At 46.1% G+C, this 13,990-nt stretch carries 18 protein-coding genes and 1 pseudogene; 10 read left to right on the top strand and 9 right to left on the bottom strand.

Going from position 1 to position 13,990, the window contains the following annotated elements; genetic code table 11:
• Positions 1-218: 218 nt before the first annotated feature.
• Positions 219-1,157: a WD40 repeat domain-containing protein gene (locus J0895_RS19995; RefSeq protein WP_207089760.1), complete on the top strand. Its 939-nt coding sequence runs from the start codon at positions 219-221 to the stop codon at positions 1,155-1,157.
• A gap of 151 nt (positions 1,158-1,308) precedes the next feature.
• Here J0895_RS19995 and J0895_RS19990 read toward each other — a convergent pair whose 3' ends face one another.
• The 5 genes from J0895_RS19990 to J0895_RS19970 all read right to left on the bottom strand — a co-directional run bounded on the left by J0895_RS19990 (position 1,309) and on the right by J0895_RS19970 (position 4,068).
• A complete protein-coding gene (locus tag J0895_RS19990; protein ID WP_207089759.1) occupies positions 1,309-1,770 on the bottom strand; it encodes a hypothetical protein in 462 nt (153 codons plus the stop codon).
• Between the two features lie 398 nt (positions 1,771-2,168).
• A complete protein-coding gene (locus tag J0895_RS19985; RefSeq protein ID WP_207089758.1) occupies positions 2,169-2,684 on the bottom strand; it encodes a hypothetical protein in 516 nt (171 codons plus the stop codon).
• 60 nt (positions 2,685-2,744) lie between these two features.
• Positions 2,745-3,191, bottom strand: a complete 447-nt coding sequence (locus J0895_RS19980; RefSeq protein ID WP_207089757.1) for a hypothetical protein — start codon at positions 3,189-3,191, stop codon at positions 2,745-2,747.
• Positions 3,192-3,457: 266 nt separating this feature from the next.
• Positions 3,458-3,640, bottom strand: a complete 183-nt coding sequence (locus tag J0895_RS19975; protein WP_207089756.1) for a CsbD family protein — start codon at positions 3,638-3,640, stop codon at positions 3,458-3,460.
• Positions 3,641-3,870: 230 nt separating this feature from the next.
• The gene (locus tag J0895_RS19970) at positions 3,871-4,068 is read right to left on the bottom strand and encodes a CsbD family protein (protein ID WP_207089755.1); all 198 of its coding nucleotides are present in this window, start codon (positions 4,066-4,068) and stop codon (positions 3,871-3,873) included.
• A gap of 317 nt (positions 4,069-4,385) precedes the next feature.
• Between J0895_RS19970 and uvrB the strand changes: the two genes are divergently transcribed.
• The 4 genes from uvrB (at position 4,386) to J0895_RS19950 (ending at position 8,198) form a co-directional block, all read left to right on the top strand.
• Positions 4,386-6,395, top strand: a complete 2,010-nt coding sequence (gene uvrB, locus J0895_RS19965) for an excinuclease ABC subunit UvrB (RefSeq protein ID WP_207089761.1) — start codon at positions 4,386-4,388, stop codon at positions 6,393-6,395.
• A 164-nt stretch (positions 6,396-6,559) separates the two neighbouring features.
• Positions 6,560-6,784, top strand: a complete 225-nt coding sequence (locus tag J0895_RS19960) for a hypothetical protein (RefSeq protein ID WP_207089754.1) — start codon at positions 6,560-6,562, stop codon at positions 6,782-6,784.
• Between the two features lie 94 nt (positions 6,785-6,878).
• Positions 6,879-7,247 carry a DUF2237 family protein gene (locus tag J0895_RS19955; protein ID WP_207089753.1) on the top strand — a complete coding sequence of 123 codons (369 nt, stop codon included), beginning with the start codon at positions 6,879-6,881 and terminating at the stop codon, positions 7,245-7,247.
• Positions 7,248-7,703: 456 nt separating this feature from the next.
• Positions 7,704-8,198 carry an SAM-dependent methyltransferase gene (locus tag J0895_RS19950; RefSeq protein WP_242541438.1) on the top strand — a complete coding sequence of 165 codons (495 nt, stop codon included), beginning with the start codon at positions 7,704-7,706 and terminating at the stop codon, positions 8,196-8,198.
• A gap of 302 nt (positions 8,199-8,500) precedes the next feature.
• Here the strand turns inward: J0895_RS19950 and J0895_RS19945 are convergent, their stop codons facing one another.
• Entirely contained in the window at positions 8,501-9,145 is a 645-nt protein-coding gene (locus J0895_RS19945; RefSeq protein WP_207089752.1) for a Uma2 family endonuclease, read from the bottom strand.
• A gap of 157 nt (positions 9,146-9,302) precedes the next feature.
• Between J0895_RS19945 and J0895_RS19940 the strand changes: the two genes are divergently transcribed.
• Positions 9,303-9,569: a DUF4258 domain-containing protein gene (locus J0895_RS19940; RefSeq protein ID WP_207089751.1), complete on the top strand. Its 267-nt coding sequence runs from the start codon at positions 9,303-9,305 to the stop codon at positions 9,567-9,569.
• 12 nt (positions 9,570-9,581) lie between these two features.
• Entirely contained in the window at positions 9,582-9,818 is a 237-nt protein-coding gene (locus J0895_RS19935) for a DUF2283 domain-containing protein (RefSeq protein WP_207089750.1), read from the top strand.
• Positions 9,819-9,833: 15 nt separating this feature from the next.
• On the opposite strand, the gene J0895_RS26855 is transcribed toward J0895_RS19935, so the two are convergent.
• Positions 9,834-10,052, bottom strand: a complete 219-nt coding sequence (locus J0895_RS26855) for a CFI-box-CTERM domain-containing protein (RefSeq protein WP_340643560.1) — start codon at positions 10,050-10,052, stop codon at positions 9,834-9,836.
• A 111-nt stretch (positions 10,053-10,163) separates the two neighbouring features.
• Between J0895_RS26855 and J0895_RS19930 the strand changes: the two genes are divergently transcribed.
• On the top strand, positions 10,164-10,589 hold the full coding sequence (locus J0895_RS19930; protein ID WP_207089749.1) for a hypothetical protein: 426 nt from the start codon (positions 10,164-10,166) through the stop codon (positions 10,587-10,589).
• A gap of 173 nt (positions 10,590-10,762) precedes the next feature.
• Positions 10,763-11,776: an ABC transporter substrate-binding protein gene (locus tag J0895_RS19925; protein ID WP_207089748.1), complete on the top strand. Its 1,014-nt coding sequence runs from the start codon at positions 10,763-10,765 to the stop codon at positions 11,774-11,776.
• Between the two features lie 55 nt (positions 11,777-11,831).
• Here J0895_RS19925 and J0895_RS19920 read toward each other — a convergent pair whose 3' ends face one another.
• Entirely contained in the window at positions 11,832-12,656 is an 825-nt protein-coding gene (locus J0895_RS19920) for an ABC transporter permease (protein WP_207089747.1), read from the bottom strand.
• Between the two features lie 321 nt (positions 12,657-12,977).
• Between J0895_RS19920 and J0895_RS19915 the strand changes: the two genes are divergently transcribed.
• Positions 12,978-13,766, top strand: a complete 789-nt coding sequence (locus tag J0895_RS19915) for an ABC transporter ATP-binding protein (RefSeq protein WP_207089746.1) — start codon at positions 12,978-12,980, stop codon at positions 13,764-13,766.
• A gap of 53 nt (positions 13,767-13,819) precedes the next feature.
• Here the strand turns inward: J0895_RS19915 and J0895_RS26110 are convergent.
• Positions 13,820-13,990 (bottom strand): annotated as a pseudogene (locus J0895_RS26110) (tRNA epoxyqueuosine(34) reductase QueG); the annotation flags it as partial.

Below are 13,990 nucleotides of genomic sequence, written 5' to 3'. Positions count from 1 at the left end.
ACTTACTGTGCCGGAATTTCACCGAAGACGTGAATACAATAATCACGCAGATGATTATTCTTACTCGCTTTTACTATTTTAACACGGTCGGCTCATATCCCCACGGATAAATCCGGGGGCTTTACGCCGATTCTCGGTAAGGTGGAACCCGATGGTCGGCAGTGAATCCGATTGCCGGTAAAATAATCACCAAAATCACTTGGATTCACAAAATTATCATGTCTGAACCTTGGATGTGGCAATGGGTTGAGACCCTCTCGGGCCACTTAGACCGGGTGAGTTCTGTCGCAGTCGCCCCGGACGGCAAAACCTTCGCCAGCAGCAGTTGGGACCAGACCATTGCCCTGTGGGATCTGAACTCAGGCCAAAAACTCCATACCCTCTGCGGACATTCTGGATCGGTTCTGGCGGTGAGTTTTTCCCCGGATGGTCAAAGTTTGGTCAGTTGTGGGACGGATAAAAAGATTCAGGTTTGGGATTTAGGGCGGTTTAAGCTGATTCGCCAGTTTGGGCGATGGTTTGGCGGTCATCAGGAACCTGTTTTAGCCCTGGCAGTTGCCCCGAATGGCAAAACTCTGGTGAGTACCAGTGGCGATCGCACCCTGAAACTCTGGAATGTGGCGACGGGTAAAAATGAATGGACTATCACCTTGGATGCAGAGGAACTTGGGGAGATTCAGTCTGTGGCGATTAGTCCCAATGGTCAAGTTTTAGCGGGCGGCAGTACCGATAGTCAGATTGCCTTGTGGAATTTACAAACCGGGGAAAAATTGCGGACCCTTACCGGCCATTCTGCTGGGGTGACGGGGGTAGAATTTAGTCCCGATGGACTGGTTCTGGCCTCTAGCAGTTGGGATAAAACCGTGGCCCTGTGGAATTACCGGACGGGAGAGCATATTACCTCCCTGGTGGGACATTCCGATGTGGTGACAGCGGTGAGGTTTCATCCTGATGGAGAGAGACTCGCTTCTGGGAGTTGGGATAAAACGGTGGCCCTGTGGAATGGGAAAACGGGAGAACAAATTGCCTCCCTTGTGGGACATTCTGATGCCGTGCGATCTCTGGCCTTTAGTCCCGATGGGCGGGTGCTGGTTTCGGGGAGTTGGGACCACACGATCGCACTGTGGCAGGTAGAATCGACCAATGGTACGATCTAAATGATCCTATCAACTGGGGCGATCGCCTCGAATGCCCCATTTTTCCCTCGTCCCATTTTTCCCTCGTCCCTTGGAGGCGATCGGAGTGGACTCCTGGCGGGAAAACAGAGGCCCTAACTGCCTGGGTCACGCCGTGAGTCCCCCCTTAAGGTTAATCGAGGAAACCCATCATTCCATCGGTTTCATCCCCTTCATTGGAGGAAATAGGCCGATTTCCCATCAAATGATCACAGTTCATCAGGACGGTGCTTTCTGTAATCGGACGATTTCCAGACACCTGCATGGAGTGGGCGACGTGAATCATACTCGCCCCAATCGGACGAATTCCCGAGGAGTTTAAGGTATCGGCTACGATAAAATTGCTGGCCTCAACGGGACGGTTGCCAGACAGATTGATACTGTCAGAAATCTCAAAATTGCTCTGTCCGATGGGGCGGTTTCCGGGTAAACCCCCTTGACGATAAAGCTGAAGGCCTTTAGGAGTGGCTTCTTCAGGTAATTTGTCTTGTATTTTTTTCATACTATCTTGTTGGGGTTCGTTGTCTGGGTTGGGTTTCTCAGTCTCATCAGCGATCGCGCTATCGGCCATCTCGGGATTCTCCTCCAAAAACACTCGGTTAGTTTTCCTTTCCTCCTGAAAATCTGTCTCGTTTGTGCCCTGTTTTAGCACGGTTGAATCGGTAATTTTCTACCTCATCGATGGCGATAGGGGCTTGATCTCATGAGTCGGAGACTAGCTTTCGCTGTCAGATCTTTTTTAGGGTTCTAACTTAAGCCTTAATTATACGGGTTGAAGGATCTACAGACGAGGTTATAAAACTCTACATTACTGTAAATTTTTGTAAAACTCTCAAAAAAAATCTGATCGAGATCATAAGCGGGGATAGGCGTTCCTGGGTCATCCTAGGATTCTTGCAGATTCGGCAGGGGGGATCGGACAAAAAGGCCAAGGGGCGATCGGTTGAGATCGCCCCTTGGCCCCCAATTTATCCAATGGCCCAGATGATCGCCTTACTTGCGATTACTCAGCCATTTTGCGGCAGCAATTCCTAAAATAGCCGCTACTAACGGATTACTCAAAAACTTCATCATCCAAGGTTTATCGGCTAAAACGTCTCGGAAAATATCAGGATGAGCGTGATAGGCAAATGAGGCTAATTTAGAGACATCATCTGCGGACATTTTCTTGGCATTGTGAGTCGAAAGAGTCAGTTGTTTTTCTAAATCGCGATCGCTGAGTCCGCGTTTTTTAAGTTCCTTAAAGAACTCCTGCGCCACATCATCCCGTTCGTCTGGCTTAATTTGGGCGATCGCTTTTTGCAGTTCCGGTTCCATCTGCGCTGGAGAAATGCGATCGTGTTGCAGTGACTCTCCAAATAAGCGCTGACGTTCTTCCTTGGTCGAGCGCTGGGCAAAATCATCAAAACTTTGATAATCGTCGGTCTGGGGAGCATTTGGCATGACCTCGCGATCGCCTCGGGCCAAATCGCCCATAATTTCCCGTTTATATTCGTCACTCGTCGCCATATTACTCTCCTAATTTTCTAAATCGATAACCCATTAAAACAGGGGCAATTCGGTTCACAGCTATCCCGCTTTATACTGAATCTGCTGGGATTGCACATCATAATCCGCTGTCAGAATCAGTTGTTTATCCGGTGCATACACCAACACTTTTAAATTCTGATTGGGGAAATTGTGATGAAATCCTTGAGCCAGCGATCGGGCTAATTCTCGCACTTCATTCGGTCGAACTTCCGGCGTAATCACCACGCCTAACTTATCATTATCCCGCACATATGCATCTTGAATCAGTCCTTTGGCATTTCGCACCACCCAGTTGCCAAAATTCTCCCCAGTTTGAGTATTACCCCGTTCCAGTTGGGCGTAATTGTGCAAACTCGTCACCGAAGGGGAAATGAGGTTCGGTTGCTGCGCCGTTGGAGTTCCTCCACTACAAGCGGTAACCACGCTTAGGACTAATACCAACACCAAAGTGGTCAACCCTTTTTGTACTCGCTTAAACACACTCACCTGAATTTTCCTCCCAAATTTTATAGTAATATCACGTCCGTTTTCAGGGGATGCCGGTTGATTTAGAGGTGAATTAATAGACCTCCCGCCAAATTTCTGGACTGCCCCTTCAACAAACCTTTAAACAAAAGATTGATTCCTCCTTCCAATTCCCCGGGTTAAGGGGGAATCAGAGGAAGGTTCCCTGCACAAGGATGCAAGAGCGTTAAGAGTTGAGGGAAGGGAGGGGAACGCCCCCTCCCTTCCCTCGGTTCAAAGATTAAGCTCTAGTCGATCGCCTTTTTTAAGTTATCTTTGATATCTTCTTTGGCGTGTTTGGTTTCAGCCTCGGTTTGCTTCATTTTGCCCTCAGCCTTATCCTTGGGGTCTCCAGTCACGTTTCCCAACGCTTCTTGAGCTTTCCCTTCCACGTTCTTCATCGTTGCATTAGCTCTATCTTCAGTGCTCATATTATTCTCCGTCTTTCTGACTTTGTTTTAACTGTATTTAAAGTAGCAAACAGCCGGAAGCAAAAGCATCTATCAATGGATATATTCTCGCCCTAACCCTGAAGACTTGAAAGCGGGGATCGCTGATATCTAAGCAGCTTCCTATCCCATTTTGCCCAATTCAGGGGTTCTCAGTCTCTATAAAAAAAGGACCTGGGTATTGATACCCGGGTCCTTTTCGTTTGACAGGCTTACAAGTCTTCTACTTGAGTTTTCTTGATATCCAGTTCTTCTTTTAAATTTTCCGCGCCATGTTCAAGATTGGCTTGGATTTGCTTGGCTTTACCCACCGCTTTTTGCTTGGGGTCTCCCGTCATATCACCCAAGGCTTCTTGGGCTTTCCCTTCGATATTCTTAGCCGTGGCTTTCATTCGATTTTCAACACTCATGATGTATTTCTCCCATTTATATTTATTTTTTTATGAGCTAACCTATTTTGGTGCATCACCTTAAATATTTAGCCTTAAATTTATATTAGCCATCGGGTGTCAAAGATGCCCTCTGTCTTCCGACATATCTTTAAACAAAAAAGCTAGGAAGTAAGGGGTAACAGAAGAGGACTAACCCATCAGCTTACATCTTGCTTGCTATTACTCTAGCAAGCAGGATGCTCGCACTCCCAAAATGTCCGCGAATAACTGTGGGGAAAGCTATATTTGCCTCAACAACCTTCTACAATAGGAAAGAACTCATCCTCAATCCGACTATGCAACCCTTTCGTCTGGAAGCGCCCTATCAACCGACAGGGGACCAACCCCAAGCGATCGCCAAACTGGTTCAAGGTATCCAAGGGGAAAAACCCTTTCAGACCCTCTTAGGGGCCACCGGAACTGGAAAAACCTTTACCATTGCCTCAACGATCGCCCAAATCGGGAGACCTACCCTCGTCCTGGCCCATAATAAAACCCTCGCCGCCCAACTTTGTAACGAATTGCGGCAATTTTTTCCCCATAATGCCGTCGAATACTTTATCAGCTATTACGACTACTATCAACCGGAAGCCTATATCGCCGTTACCGATACCTATATCGAAAAAACCTCCGCCATTAATGAAGAAATCGATATGCTGCGGCATTCGGCAACGCGATCGCTCTTTGAACGCCGCGATGTGATTGTTGTCGCCTCAATTAGCTGCATTTACGGGTTGGGAATGCCCTCAGAATACCTCAACGCCGCCATCCCCTTACAAGTTGGACAAGAACTCGAACCCCGGCAACTCTTGCGCGACCTCGCCGGTATCCAATATCATCGCAATGACGTAGAAATGGGCCGAGGTCGCTTCCGAGTCAAAGGTGATGTCCTAGAAATCGGACCCGCTTATGAAGACCGGATCGTCCGGATCGAGTTCTTCGGGGATGAAATCGAGGCCATCCGCTACGTTGATCCAGTTACTGGCAGTATTCTCGCCAGTCTCGATACATTAAGTATCTATCCAGCGCGTCACTTTGTTACCCCGGATGACCGCCTAGAAGCTGCTTGTCAGGCGATCGAACTCGAACTGGAAGACCGCCTCCAGGAACTGGAAAAAGCAGGCAAATTAGTGGAAGCACAACGGATAGAACAACGCACTCGCTACGACCTAGAACTGCTGCGAGAAGTGGGATATTGCAACGGGGTGGAAAACTATTCCCGCCACATGGCCGGACGGCAAGCGGGAGACCCCCCGGAATGTTTACTGGATTATTTCCCCAAAGATTGGTTATTGGTGGTAGATGAATCTCACGTCACGGTCCCGCAAATTCGGGGAATGTACAATGGCGATCGCGCCCGAAAGCTGGTCTTAATCGAACATGGATTTCGCCTCCCCTCTGCTGCCGATAACCGACCCTTAAAAGCAGAGGAATTTTGGGCCAACATGAATCAATGTATCTTCGTCTCTGCCACCCCCGGGGACTGGGAAATTGAACAATCTACTGGGGAAGTCATTGAACAGATTATTCGACCCACGGGAGTTATAGACCCAGAAATCTTTGTCCGTCCCACGGAGGGTCAAGTTGATAATTTGTTAGGTGAGATTAAAGACCGGGTAAAACGCAACGAACGGGTCCTGATTACTACCTTAACCAAACGCATGGCAGAAGACCTCACGGAGTATTTCCAGGACCGGGGAATTCGGGTGCGTTATCTGCACTCGGATATTAATTCCATCCAACGCATTGAAATCCTTCAGGATTTGCGGGACGGGGAGTTTGATGTGTTGATTGGGGTCAATTTGTTACGGGAGGGGTTAGACTTGCCGGAGGTGTCTCTCGTGGCGATTTTAGATGGGGATAAAGAAGGATTTTTGCGATCGCATCGGTCCCTCGTCCAAACCATCGGACGCGCCGCCCGTCATATCCGGGGACAAGCTATCATCTATGCGGATAACATGACCCGAAGCATGACCTTGGCGATCGAAGAAACCGATCGCCGTCGCGGAATTCAGATGGCCTACAATCAGATGCATGGAATTACTCCCCAAAGCATTATCAAGAAATCCACTAACGCAATTTTGGCCTTTTTAGACGTTTCGCGCCGATTAAATGCCGCCGCAGCCGATGGCGTGGATTCCCTCACCCTCGCCCTTCAGGAATTGCCTTTAGAAGATATTCCTGAAGCGATTTCTAAACTAGAACTCCAGATGAAAGAGGCGGCCAAAAAGCTCGAATTTGAGGAAGCAGCCAAATTGCGCGATCGCATCAAAAAACTGCGGGATAAACTGGTCGGTCATTCCTAAATCAACCGTTCGGCGAGGGGAACGCACCATTCCCCCGCTTAACCGGAGTGGAAATCACAAAACAATTCCTCCTGCATGAGGAATTGTTGAATTCATTTAGCCTCGCGATAAAATATGATAAAATTATGCTCCCCTATCATTATTGTTGTTTATCCCTCAAACCGATGGCAATTACTAGAACTGAAGCCAAACAGTTATTAGAACGGCTAATTTTTGACGAAGAACCTCCCCGAGAATGGGTCCAAGATGTCTGGGAGATGAGTCCCACCCTGGGAGAAACCGCCGCTAAATTATGGGACGTTTATGAAGCAATCATTGAGTGTTGTCCCGAAGAGAAACTCGAAAATTTACTGCACAGTCTCTATCAAGCTTCCCTAGAAGATTTGTAAAGTTTCCTAGTTTTAATAACCGCCACCCTTGCCAAAAGTAAGTTAATCCGAGTATTCTAGGAAACAATTGAAATTCAATGGAGAATAGGCAGTCGTGACCGAAGCAACCAATGTACTGGGGGGAAAACTGGAAAATTGCTGTACCTCCCCGATGACCGGATATTATCGAGATGGCAAATGTAACACCGGAGGCGGAGACTATGGTGCTCATGTCGTCTGTGCACAAGTCACCGAAGAGTTTCTCACCTTCAGCAAACAGCGGGGAAATGATTTGACCTCCCCGGTTCCCATGTTTAATTTTCCGGGTTTAAAACCCGGCGATCGCTGGTGTTTGTGCGCCTCTCGCTGGAAAGAAGCCCTCGATGCCGGAGTTGCACCTCCCATCGTCCTGGGTGCCACTCACGCATCCGCTTTAGAGTATATGTCACAAGAGGAACTTAAACAATATGCAGTAGAGGAATAGATTAATAACTGACCCGATAAACGGTGCATCTCCAGGAATAAAGCCCGCCTACGCGGGCTATTTAAAACAGGGTAAATTATCAATATCTTCATCCAATTCAAACGAGTTTTTGACCTGATTGCAGGGCTTTCTGACCCGAGATATTCAAAAGCCGCAGAGTGTCAGATTGGGATAATTTGTGGTAGAAAATCTGGACTGTTTAGGGTTAGAGTCATTCTCTTTTAGTTTGATAAAGATTATTGAAAATACTAGACTATGAATGTATTTCAAAAAAAACGGCATAAAAAACACTGAGCAAAAATAGCAAAAAACCCAGCCAGATTGAATGGTTTAATAATACCTGAAAAACCCGAATTTCAAGGATAGCCTAACCTCTCGTTCAACTACACCATGCACTTCTAGGACAAGAAGTGCTATAGTGAGATTTCTCTCTAATCGCTTCTGATATCAAAACTCATGAAACTGAATGAAATTATCCCTTGGGGCCGAACCCTGGAAGAATATCAGTTAATGTTTAATCTGTCTCCAGCCAATTTGGAACTAAAAATATTGGGTTGTGGGGATGGCCCTGCCAGCTTTAATGCTGAAATGACCGCCCTGGGACATTCAGTTATCTCCGTTGACCCCATTTATCAATTGTCTGGAGAACAAATTAAACAGCGGGTTCAAAACACTTACGAATCTGTGGTTTCCCAAGTCAGACAAAATTCCGATCGCTATGTTTGGAATAGATTCCAGAATGCCGATGAACTGGGACAATCCCGTTGGGCTACAATGGAAAGGTTTTTGCTAGATTATGAAGCAGGTAAAGTTGAAAGTCGGTATCAATATCAATCTTTGCCCAATTTAGAGTTTGATGACCATCAATTTGAATTGGGACTCTGTTCTCATCTGCTTTTTTCCTATTCGGAACATTTATCCCTGGATTTTCATTTGGATTCCATCACTTAACTGCTGCGAGTCTGTGAACAGGTGCGAATCTTTCCCCTGATTAATTTGAAGGGTGAGTTATCTCCCTATTTGGAAACGGTCATTGCGGATCTATCGATTGCTGGCTTTGATGTGCAGGTCGAATCGGTGGATTATGAATTTAGAAAAGGGGGGAATCAAATGTTGAAAATTCAGCGTAATTTGTCATCAAATTGGGGGAATTGAGGCATCCAATGAGTATCATCCAAAACCCAAATGGAAAAAGAGTCGGTCTGCGGGATGTGGCATCAACTGTTTTTTTTCTTACCAACATGACCAGTTCTCTAGAGTTGCAGTTGCGATCGCACCCACTGCCGAAATTCCCGCAGTCGAGCATTTTCTCCTTTTTCCGAGTCTAACTGCATAAACCGCGCCAATTCTTTCACCGGAAACGAACCAAACGCTAAACTATTCTCTGATTCTACATACCCTGTCTCAGTTAAACAATAAAGGCTAAGTTTCCTCTGCTGCCAACGCCATACCTCGGGAACTTTTAGTTCTGCATAAATATCCATTTGATTAACCGAGGAATGGGTCAAATCAATTTCAATCGCTAAATCAGGAGGTGGATCTACCGCTAAATTAATCTTTAATTTACCCCGAATGGCCGGTTCATTTTGAATATAAAAACATTCATCCGCTTCTTTGCCCACTGCCTTGGGTTGCGATCGCCAGGTTGTGGATTTTAACCCGCAAATTTCCATCTCCAGTTCCTCGGATAGGGCCGTAATCAAACGTCCCAAGGTCCAGCTATAGCGTTCATGTTCCGGTAACGGCGTCATCAGTTCTAACGTTCCCTTGTAGTAAGTCATGCGAGGCGTTGGATTTTCTGCAAAAATAGTCAGCAGTTGTTCATACATCTCCCAACTGACGCCATACAAAACCATATAAGAACCGGCTTCTGGGGGTGTAACTAGGGTTTGAGTCATAGAGCAAATTTAGGGGCGATGGGGTGGTTCCCCGGTTCGGTTTGCGCTCTACTATTGTATCAGAGGCTTGAGGCTGCGATCGCGATCGGGACGAAACAGAACGAGATGCCCGCCTGTTTTGTTAAGATTAGCAGACAGATAAAAACAAAGAAAGAAGATGGCAAAGCCAATTTACTTTTCACCCCATGCTCGACAGCAAATGCTTCTGAGAGGTGCTGAGGAAGAGGAAGTCATAGCAGCTATTCGTTCCGGGAACTGGCAACCTGCTAAAAATGGGAAGTTGCATTCTCGTCTTCAATTCGGCTACAATAAGGATTCCCCAATAAATCAAGAGTTTTATCTTTATAAAGCTGTTGACGCTATCTTTAAAGAAGGGGTGGAGCAAATAGTTGTCATCACGGTTAAAGTTTATTATTTCAATTAAACAGAGGAAACCATGAAAATCTATTACGATTCCGAAGTTGATGCACTCTATATCGAACTGTTACCTTTAGCAACAGCAACCGCAGAAACGCGAGAACTTTCCGAAGAAATTATTGCCAATTACAGTCCAGATGGAAAGCTGGCTGGATTAGAAGTTTTGGATGCCTCCCTTGTCCTCGGCGAACAATTGCAAGAAATCATCATAGAAAATGCAGCGGGTAAAGTGCTGCATCGAATGGCTATTTTGTAACAAAGACATTTAGGTTTACTTGCCAGAACCCACCTCCATTTTTTGACTACGCATCCACTCAGCTAAACTGGCCAAATTGTGTCTCAAAAAGCCCTTGATTACTGGCTGGTTTTCGATATAGTGAGCGATAATTGGGCCAATTCTGTAGTAGAGGACAACAAATGGTTTACCTACAAAATGAGTTAGAAGATTCTCATCCCGGAATTGACGAAATGTGTCGAGGTCGGGATGTATGGCAGTTGAATAAGCTGCTGTGGCAATGAAGCAGCTATCGTTGGTGGTAGAACTACTATTTTAGGAAGTTTAGGGGCAGGCGCTACCTGGATTTTAAGAGATAAAAACTTATTGGATGAACCCAATTGGGATGAATTGATTAATCTTTATCAAGGCAATCCTTTATGGCTAACACAAACTGCCGGGTTAATTTATGAAGTATTTGCGGGTCGAGTGTCGGATTTTTTAGCCTATAAAACTGTCATTTTATGTGAACCCTTGCAAGAGGATTTAGCTTGTCAGTTTCATCGCTTAACTGCTCAAGAACTGGCAGTTATGGAGCAACTTTCTCAGGAAACAGAACCCGTTTGTTTAGGGCAACTTTTGAAACTGACTCCATTCTCTCCGAATGAATGTTTTAACCTGATTCAATCCCTGAGTCGCCGGTTTTTTGTAGAGTCTCAGGAACAGGAAGGGGTTAGGATGTTCTTTCTTAATCCGGTGTTGAGAGAGGCTGTCAACAATTGGAGGGCTTCTCAAAGAGGCGATCTCCTCTAGGGAAACATCTCTCTCCCCTCTCCTCAAACGCATTCGCCAGCAATTGATTGTCTTTTCTGATGCCACAACCCTCCTTGGCGCTTGACACCCCATTGGGAAACTTTACCTAAAATGATTCACACGAACGAGTCAAGTCAGATACAATACAATCGCGTTTATTCTATTTCCTGAACATGACTCAACGTTGGACTCGTCGTCAAACTCTGTGGATGCTAGTTGGTGCCGCTGGGGGTCTTGCTTTACACGCTTGTACTCCTCCAACTAATAACCAATCCCCTACCCTCGGTTTATTTACCTGGGTGGGTTCTACTCCCCTTTACATTGCTAAAGAAAAAGGCTTTTTCGAGAAACGCGGATTGAACTTAGATATTAAAGTCTTTAATGCTAATACAGATGCCAATACCGCTTTTATTTCTCGGCGGTTAGATGCGGTTTCTCCCGTTGGATCGGAAGCGGTGACTTTAGCAGCGGCTGGTAAGGCATTTAGGATTGTTTTAGTCCAGGATACTTCCGTCGGGGCTGATGGAATTTTGGCCCGTAGTAGCATTACCAGTTTATCTGATTTTCGGGGTAAACAAATTGCGGTGGAAGAAGGCAGCGTCAGTCATTTCTTCCTGTTACAAGTGTTGGATACAGTTGGGATAGGGACGGGAGATTTTACGTTAATTAATGCGCCACCGGATTCAGCAGCGGCAGCTTATCAAGCGGGAAATATTCCGATCGCAGTTACCTACGCCCCCTACTTACAACAGGCGAATACTGCCCAACCTGATGGACGAATTATTTACGATTCATCTCAAATGCCAACAGCAATTAATGACCTTTATGTGTTTGATTCGGACTATGCCGATCGCCATCCTGAAATGGTAGAAGCCTTTGTCGCTGGGGTTTTAGAAGGATTGGAATTTCTGGAAGCGAATCCCGAGGAGGGGGTGGCGATCGCTTCCACTCAATTAGGCATTCCGCCTGATGAATTACAAGCGGGATTACAAGGAGTGCGTCTCCCGGATTTGAACGCCAATATCGAAATGTTGGCGAATCCTGAGAGTAATGTCTATTTATTAAACACCCTGAATTCCCTCGCCCAATTCTTACAATCTCGAAATCAAATCCAACAAATTCCCGATTTAACGCCCTTCATTGACCCGAGATTTGTACTCGCCCTCCGCGACAAACAAACCACTTAGGATAATGTGGGGATGACTATCAATTTTGAGCCGCTTCATCCCCTCACCTGCGGGTTTAATGTTGGGAATGTTCCGCCCAAGGGGTGACTCGTTTGGATAGGGTTTTAAAGGCTAAATCCAGGAGTAAGCCGATCGCCCCAATTACCACAATTGTCACTAAGACGCGATCGGTTTGCACAAACCTTTGCGCCCGGGCTATTCTAAATCCTAACCCGCGATCGGCGGCAATTAATTCAGAAATCACTAAAAAATTCCAAGCCCCCGCTATATTCACCCGCAATGTATCTAAAATGCTGGGCACAGATGCGGGTAAAATCACTCGCCATAAAATATGCCATCGGTTCGCCCCTAGGGTATAAGCCGCATTCAATAGTTCATTGGGAATAAACTTTACTGCATCAGCAATCATAATGGCATTATAAAAGACAATGCCTAAAAAAATAATCACGATTTTGGCACTTTCCCCCAGTCCAAACCAGACGATAATCAGGGGAATAAATGCTGCCACTGGCATATACCGCACAGTTCCCACAATCGGGCTAAATAAACTATCCATACTATAAAATGTTCCCATTGCAATGCCGATGGGAATGCCAACCGCCGCAGCGGCAAAGAATCCGGCGGTAACGCGCAGGAAACTAGCCACCACATCCCCCCATAAGTTCTCTTGGGCAAACATTTGAATGCCTGCAATCAAGACAGCGGTGGGAGTTGGTAATAGCATCGGTGAGATCCATCCGCCATAACTTAAAATAGACCAAACCACTAGGGGAATGGCAAGGGCGCTGATGGCTAACAAAATCCGCAGTCGGTAGGGAAATCCTTGACGAATACTCCAAAATATGGAAGGCTTAAGATAGGGTTTAGGCGATCGCGGCATAATCTTTCAGTCTCTCGTCGCAACGAATCCCGTCTACTCTATCGCAGTTGCCATCGAGACAATGGCGATCGCCAAGAGATTAACATAATGGCTTAAAATAACGTTACAATTGCAGCGCGCCAACTTTTTTTAAAAAAAATGTGCCGCATCTTGATTTTCGTGATATTATATATGATAATGAGAGTGGTGGCTCTAATTCCGAAACAAGCACCACTCTCATTATCTCATAGAATAACACATAACACAAGGTTTGCAACACAACCCTCAAAAAAAAATCGCGCCGCGCCCCAAATTGACAATAACCAAACTGCAATTCATCGAATGAACCAAGCCGCCCCCGAATCTGATTCCCCCAAACTCGAAGTCAAAGGACTTTATAAAACCTTCGATCGCCTAGTAGTATTAGAGAATATCAACCTCTACCTCAAAGCCAACGAGTTCGTCTGTATCGTCGGGGCATCCGGCTGCGGAAAATCGACCCTATTAAACATTATAGCAGGACTAGCAACCCCGACATCCGGGAAAGTGCTGATTGATGGAGAACCCGTCTTAGGACCAGGTTGCGATCGCGGGATGATTTTCCAGAACTACTCCTTATTTCCGTGGCTAACCGTATCCGATAACATTGGATTTGGGCTATCCCTCAAAGGCATAACCAAAGCAGAACAACAAGAGAGAATTCACTACTATTTAGAAGTCGTCGGACTGAAAAAATTTAGCAAAGCCTATCCCAAACAACTCTCCGGAGGGATGAAACAACGAGTGGCGATCGCCCGCGCCTTAGCCAACGAACCCGAAGTCTTGCTCATGGATGAACCCTTTGGGGCCTTAGATGCCCAAACCAAAGAACAAATGCAACAATTCATGATAGAACTTTGGTCAAAAACCCAAACAACAATATTAACCATTACCCACGATATCGAAGAGGGAATCTTTCTATCCCAGCGGATGTATGTCATGTCTCCCCATCCCGGAAAAATCCAAGAAGAAACCGCAATTCCATTACCCAGCGATCGGCATTTAGACCTCAAACTCACCCCAGAATTCATCAACATCAAACGCCACCTCATTCAAACCCTCCGCGAAAATCCCCTCAGTGAAAATCCGTGAAATCAGTGGTTATAATCCCTCTTAATCCTCTTAATCCCTCCCTCTTAATCCTCTTAATCCCTCCTAAGATTAGCCCCAGCATTCCGCCGCCACATCGCCGGTTTAATCCGACGCAACGCTGACCCCCGAAAACGCCGGTCCCACTCCTCATCAGAAATATCCGCTAACTCTGCCAGAGTCGGAGAAACATTCTCAGGATAGGGTTGAAACTCAACAACATCCGT

Source organism: Phormidium pseudopriestleyi FRX01, assembly GCF_017313335.1.
Taxonomy (GTDB): domain Bacteria; phylum Cyanobacteriota; class Cyanobacteriia; order Cyanobacteriales; family Laspinemataceae; genus Laspinema; species Laspinema pseudopriestleyi.
Note: the sequence above shows the minus strand (reverse complement) of the source record. Positions and strands in the feature narration are given on the sequence as shown.

Coding starts and splice junctions, on each gene's coding strand:
- J0895_RS19995 (WP_207089760.1), top strand. CDS start 219: ATGTCTGAACCTTGGATGTGGCAATGGGTTGAGACCCTCTCGGGCCAC.
- J0895_RS19985 (WP_207089758.1), bottom strand. CDS start 2,684: ATGGCGACGAGTGACGAATATAAACGGGAAATTATGGGCGATTTGGCC.
- J0895_RS19975 (WP_207089756.1), bottom strand. CDS start 3,640: ATGAGCACTGAAGATAGAGCTAATGCAACGATGAAGAACGTGGAAGGG.
- J0895_RS19970 (WP_207089755.1), bottom strand. CDS start 4,068: ATGAGTGTTGAAAATCGAATGAAAGCCACGGCTAAGAATATCGAAGGG.
- uvrB (WP_207089761.1), top strand. CDS start 4,386: ATGCAACCCTTTCGTCTGGAAGCGCCCTATCAACCGACAGGGGACCAA.
- J0895_RS19960 (WP_207089754.1), top strand. CDS start 6,560: ATGGCAATTACTAGAACTGAAGCCAAACAGTTATTAGAACGGCTAATT.
- J0895_RS19950 (WP_242541438.1), top strand. CDS start 7,704: ATGAAACTGAATGAAATTATCCCTTGGGGCCGAACCCTGGAAGAATAT.
- J0895_RS19945 (WP_207089752.1), bottom strand. CDS start 9,145: ATGACTCAAACCCTAGTTACACCCCCAGAAGCCGGTTCTTATATGGTT.
- J0895_RS19940 (WP_207089751.1), top strand. CDS start 9,303: ATGGCAAAGCCAATTTACTTTTCACCCCATGCTCGACAGCAAATGCTT.
- J0895_RS19935 (WP_207089750.1), top strand. CDS start 9,582: ATGAAAATCTATTACGATTCCGAAGTTGATGCACTCTATATCGAACTG.
- J0895_RS19925 (WP_207089748.1), top strand. CDS start 10,763: ATGACTCAACGTTGGACTCGTCGTCAAACTCTGTGGATGCTAGTTGGT.
- J0895_RS19920 (WP_207089747.1), bottom strand. CDS start 12,656: ATGCCGCGATCGCCTAAACCCTATCTTAAGCCTTCCATATTTTGGAGT.
- J0895_RS19915 (WP_207089746.1), top strand. CDS start 12,978: ATGAACCAAGCCGCCCCCGAATCTGATTCCCCCAAACTCGAAGTCAAA.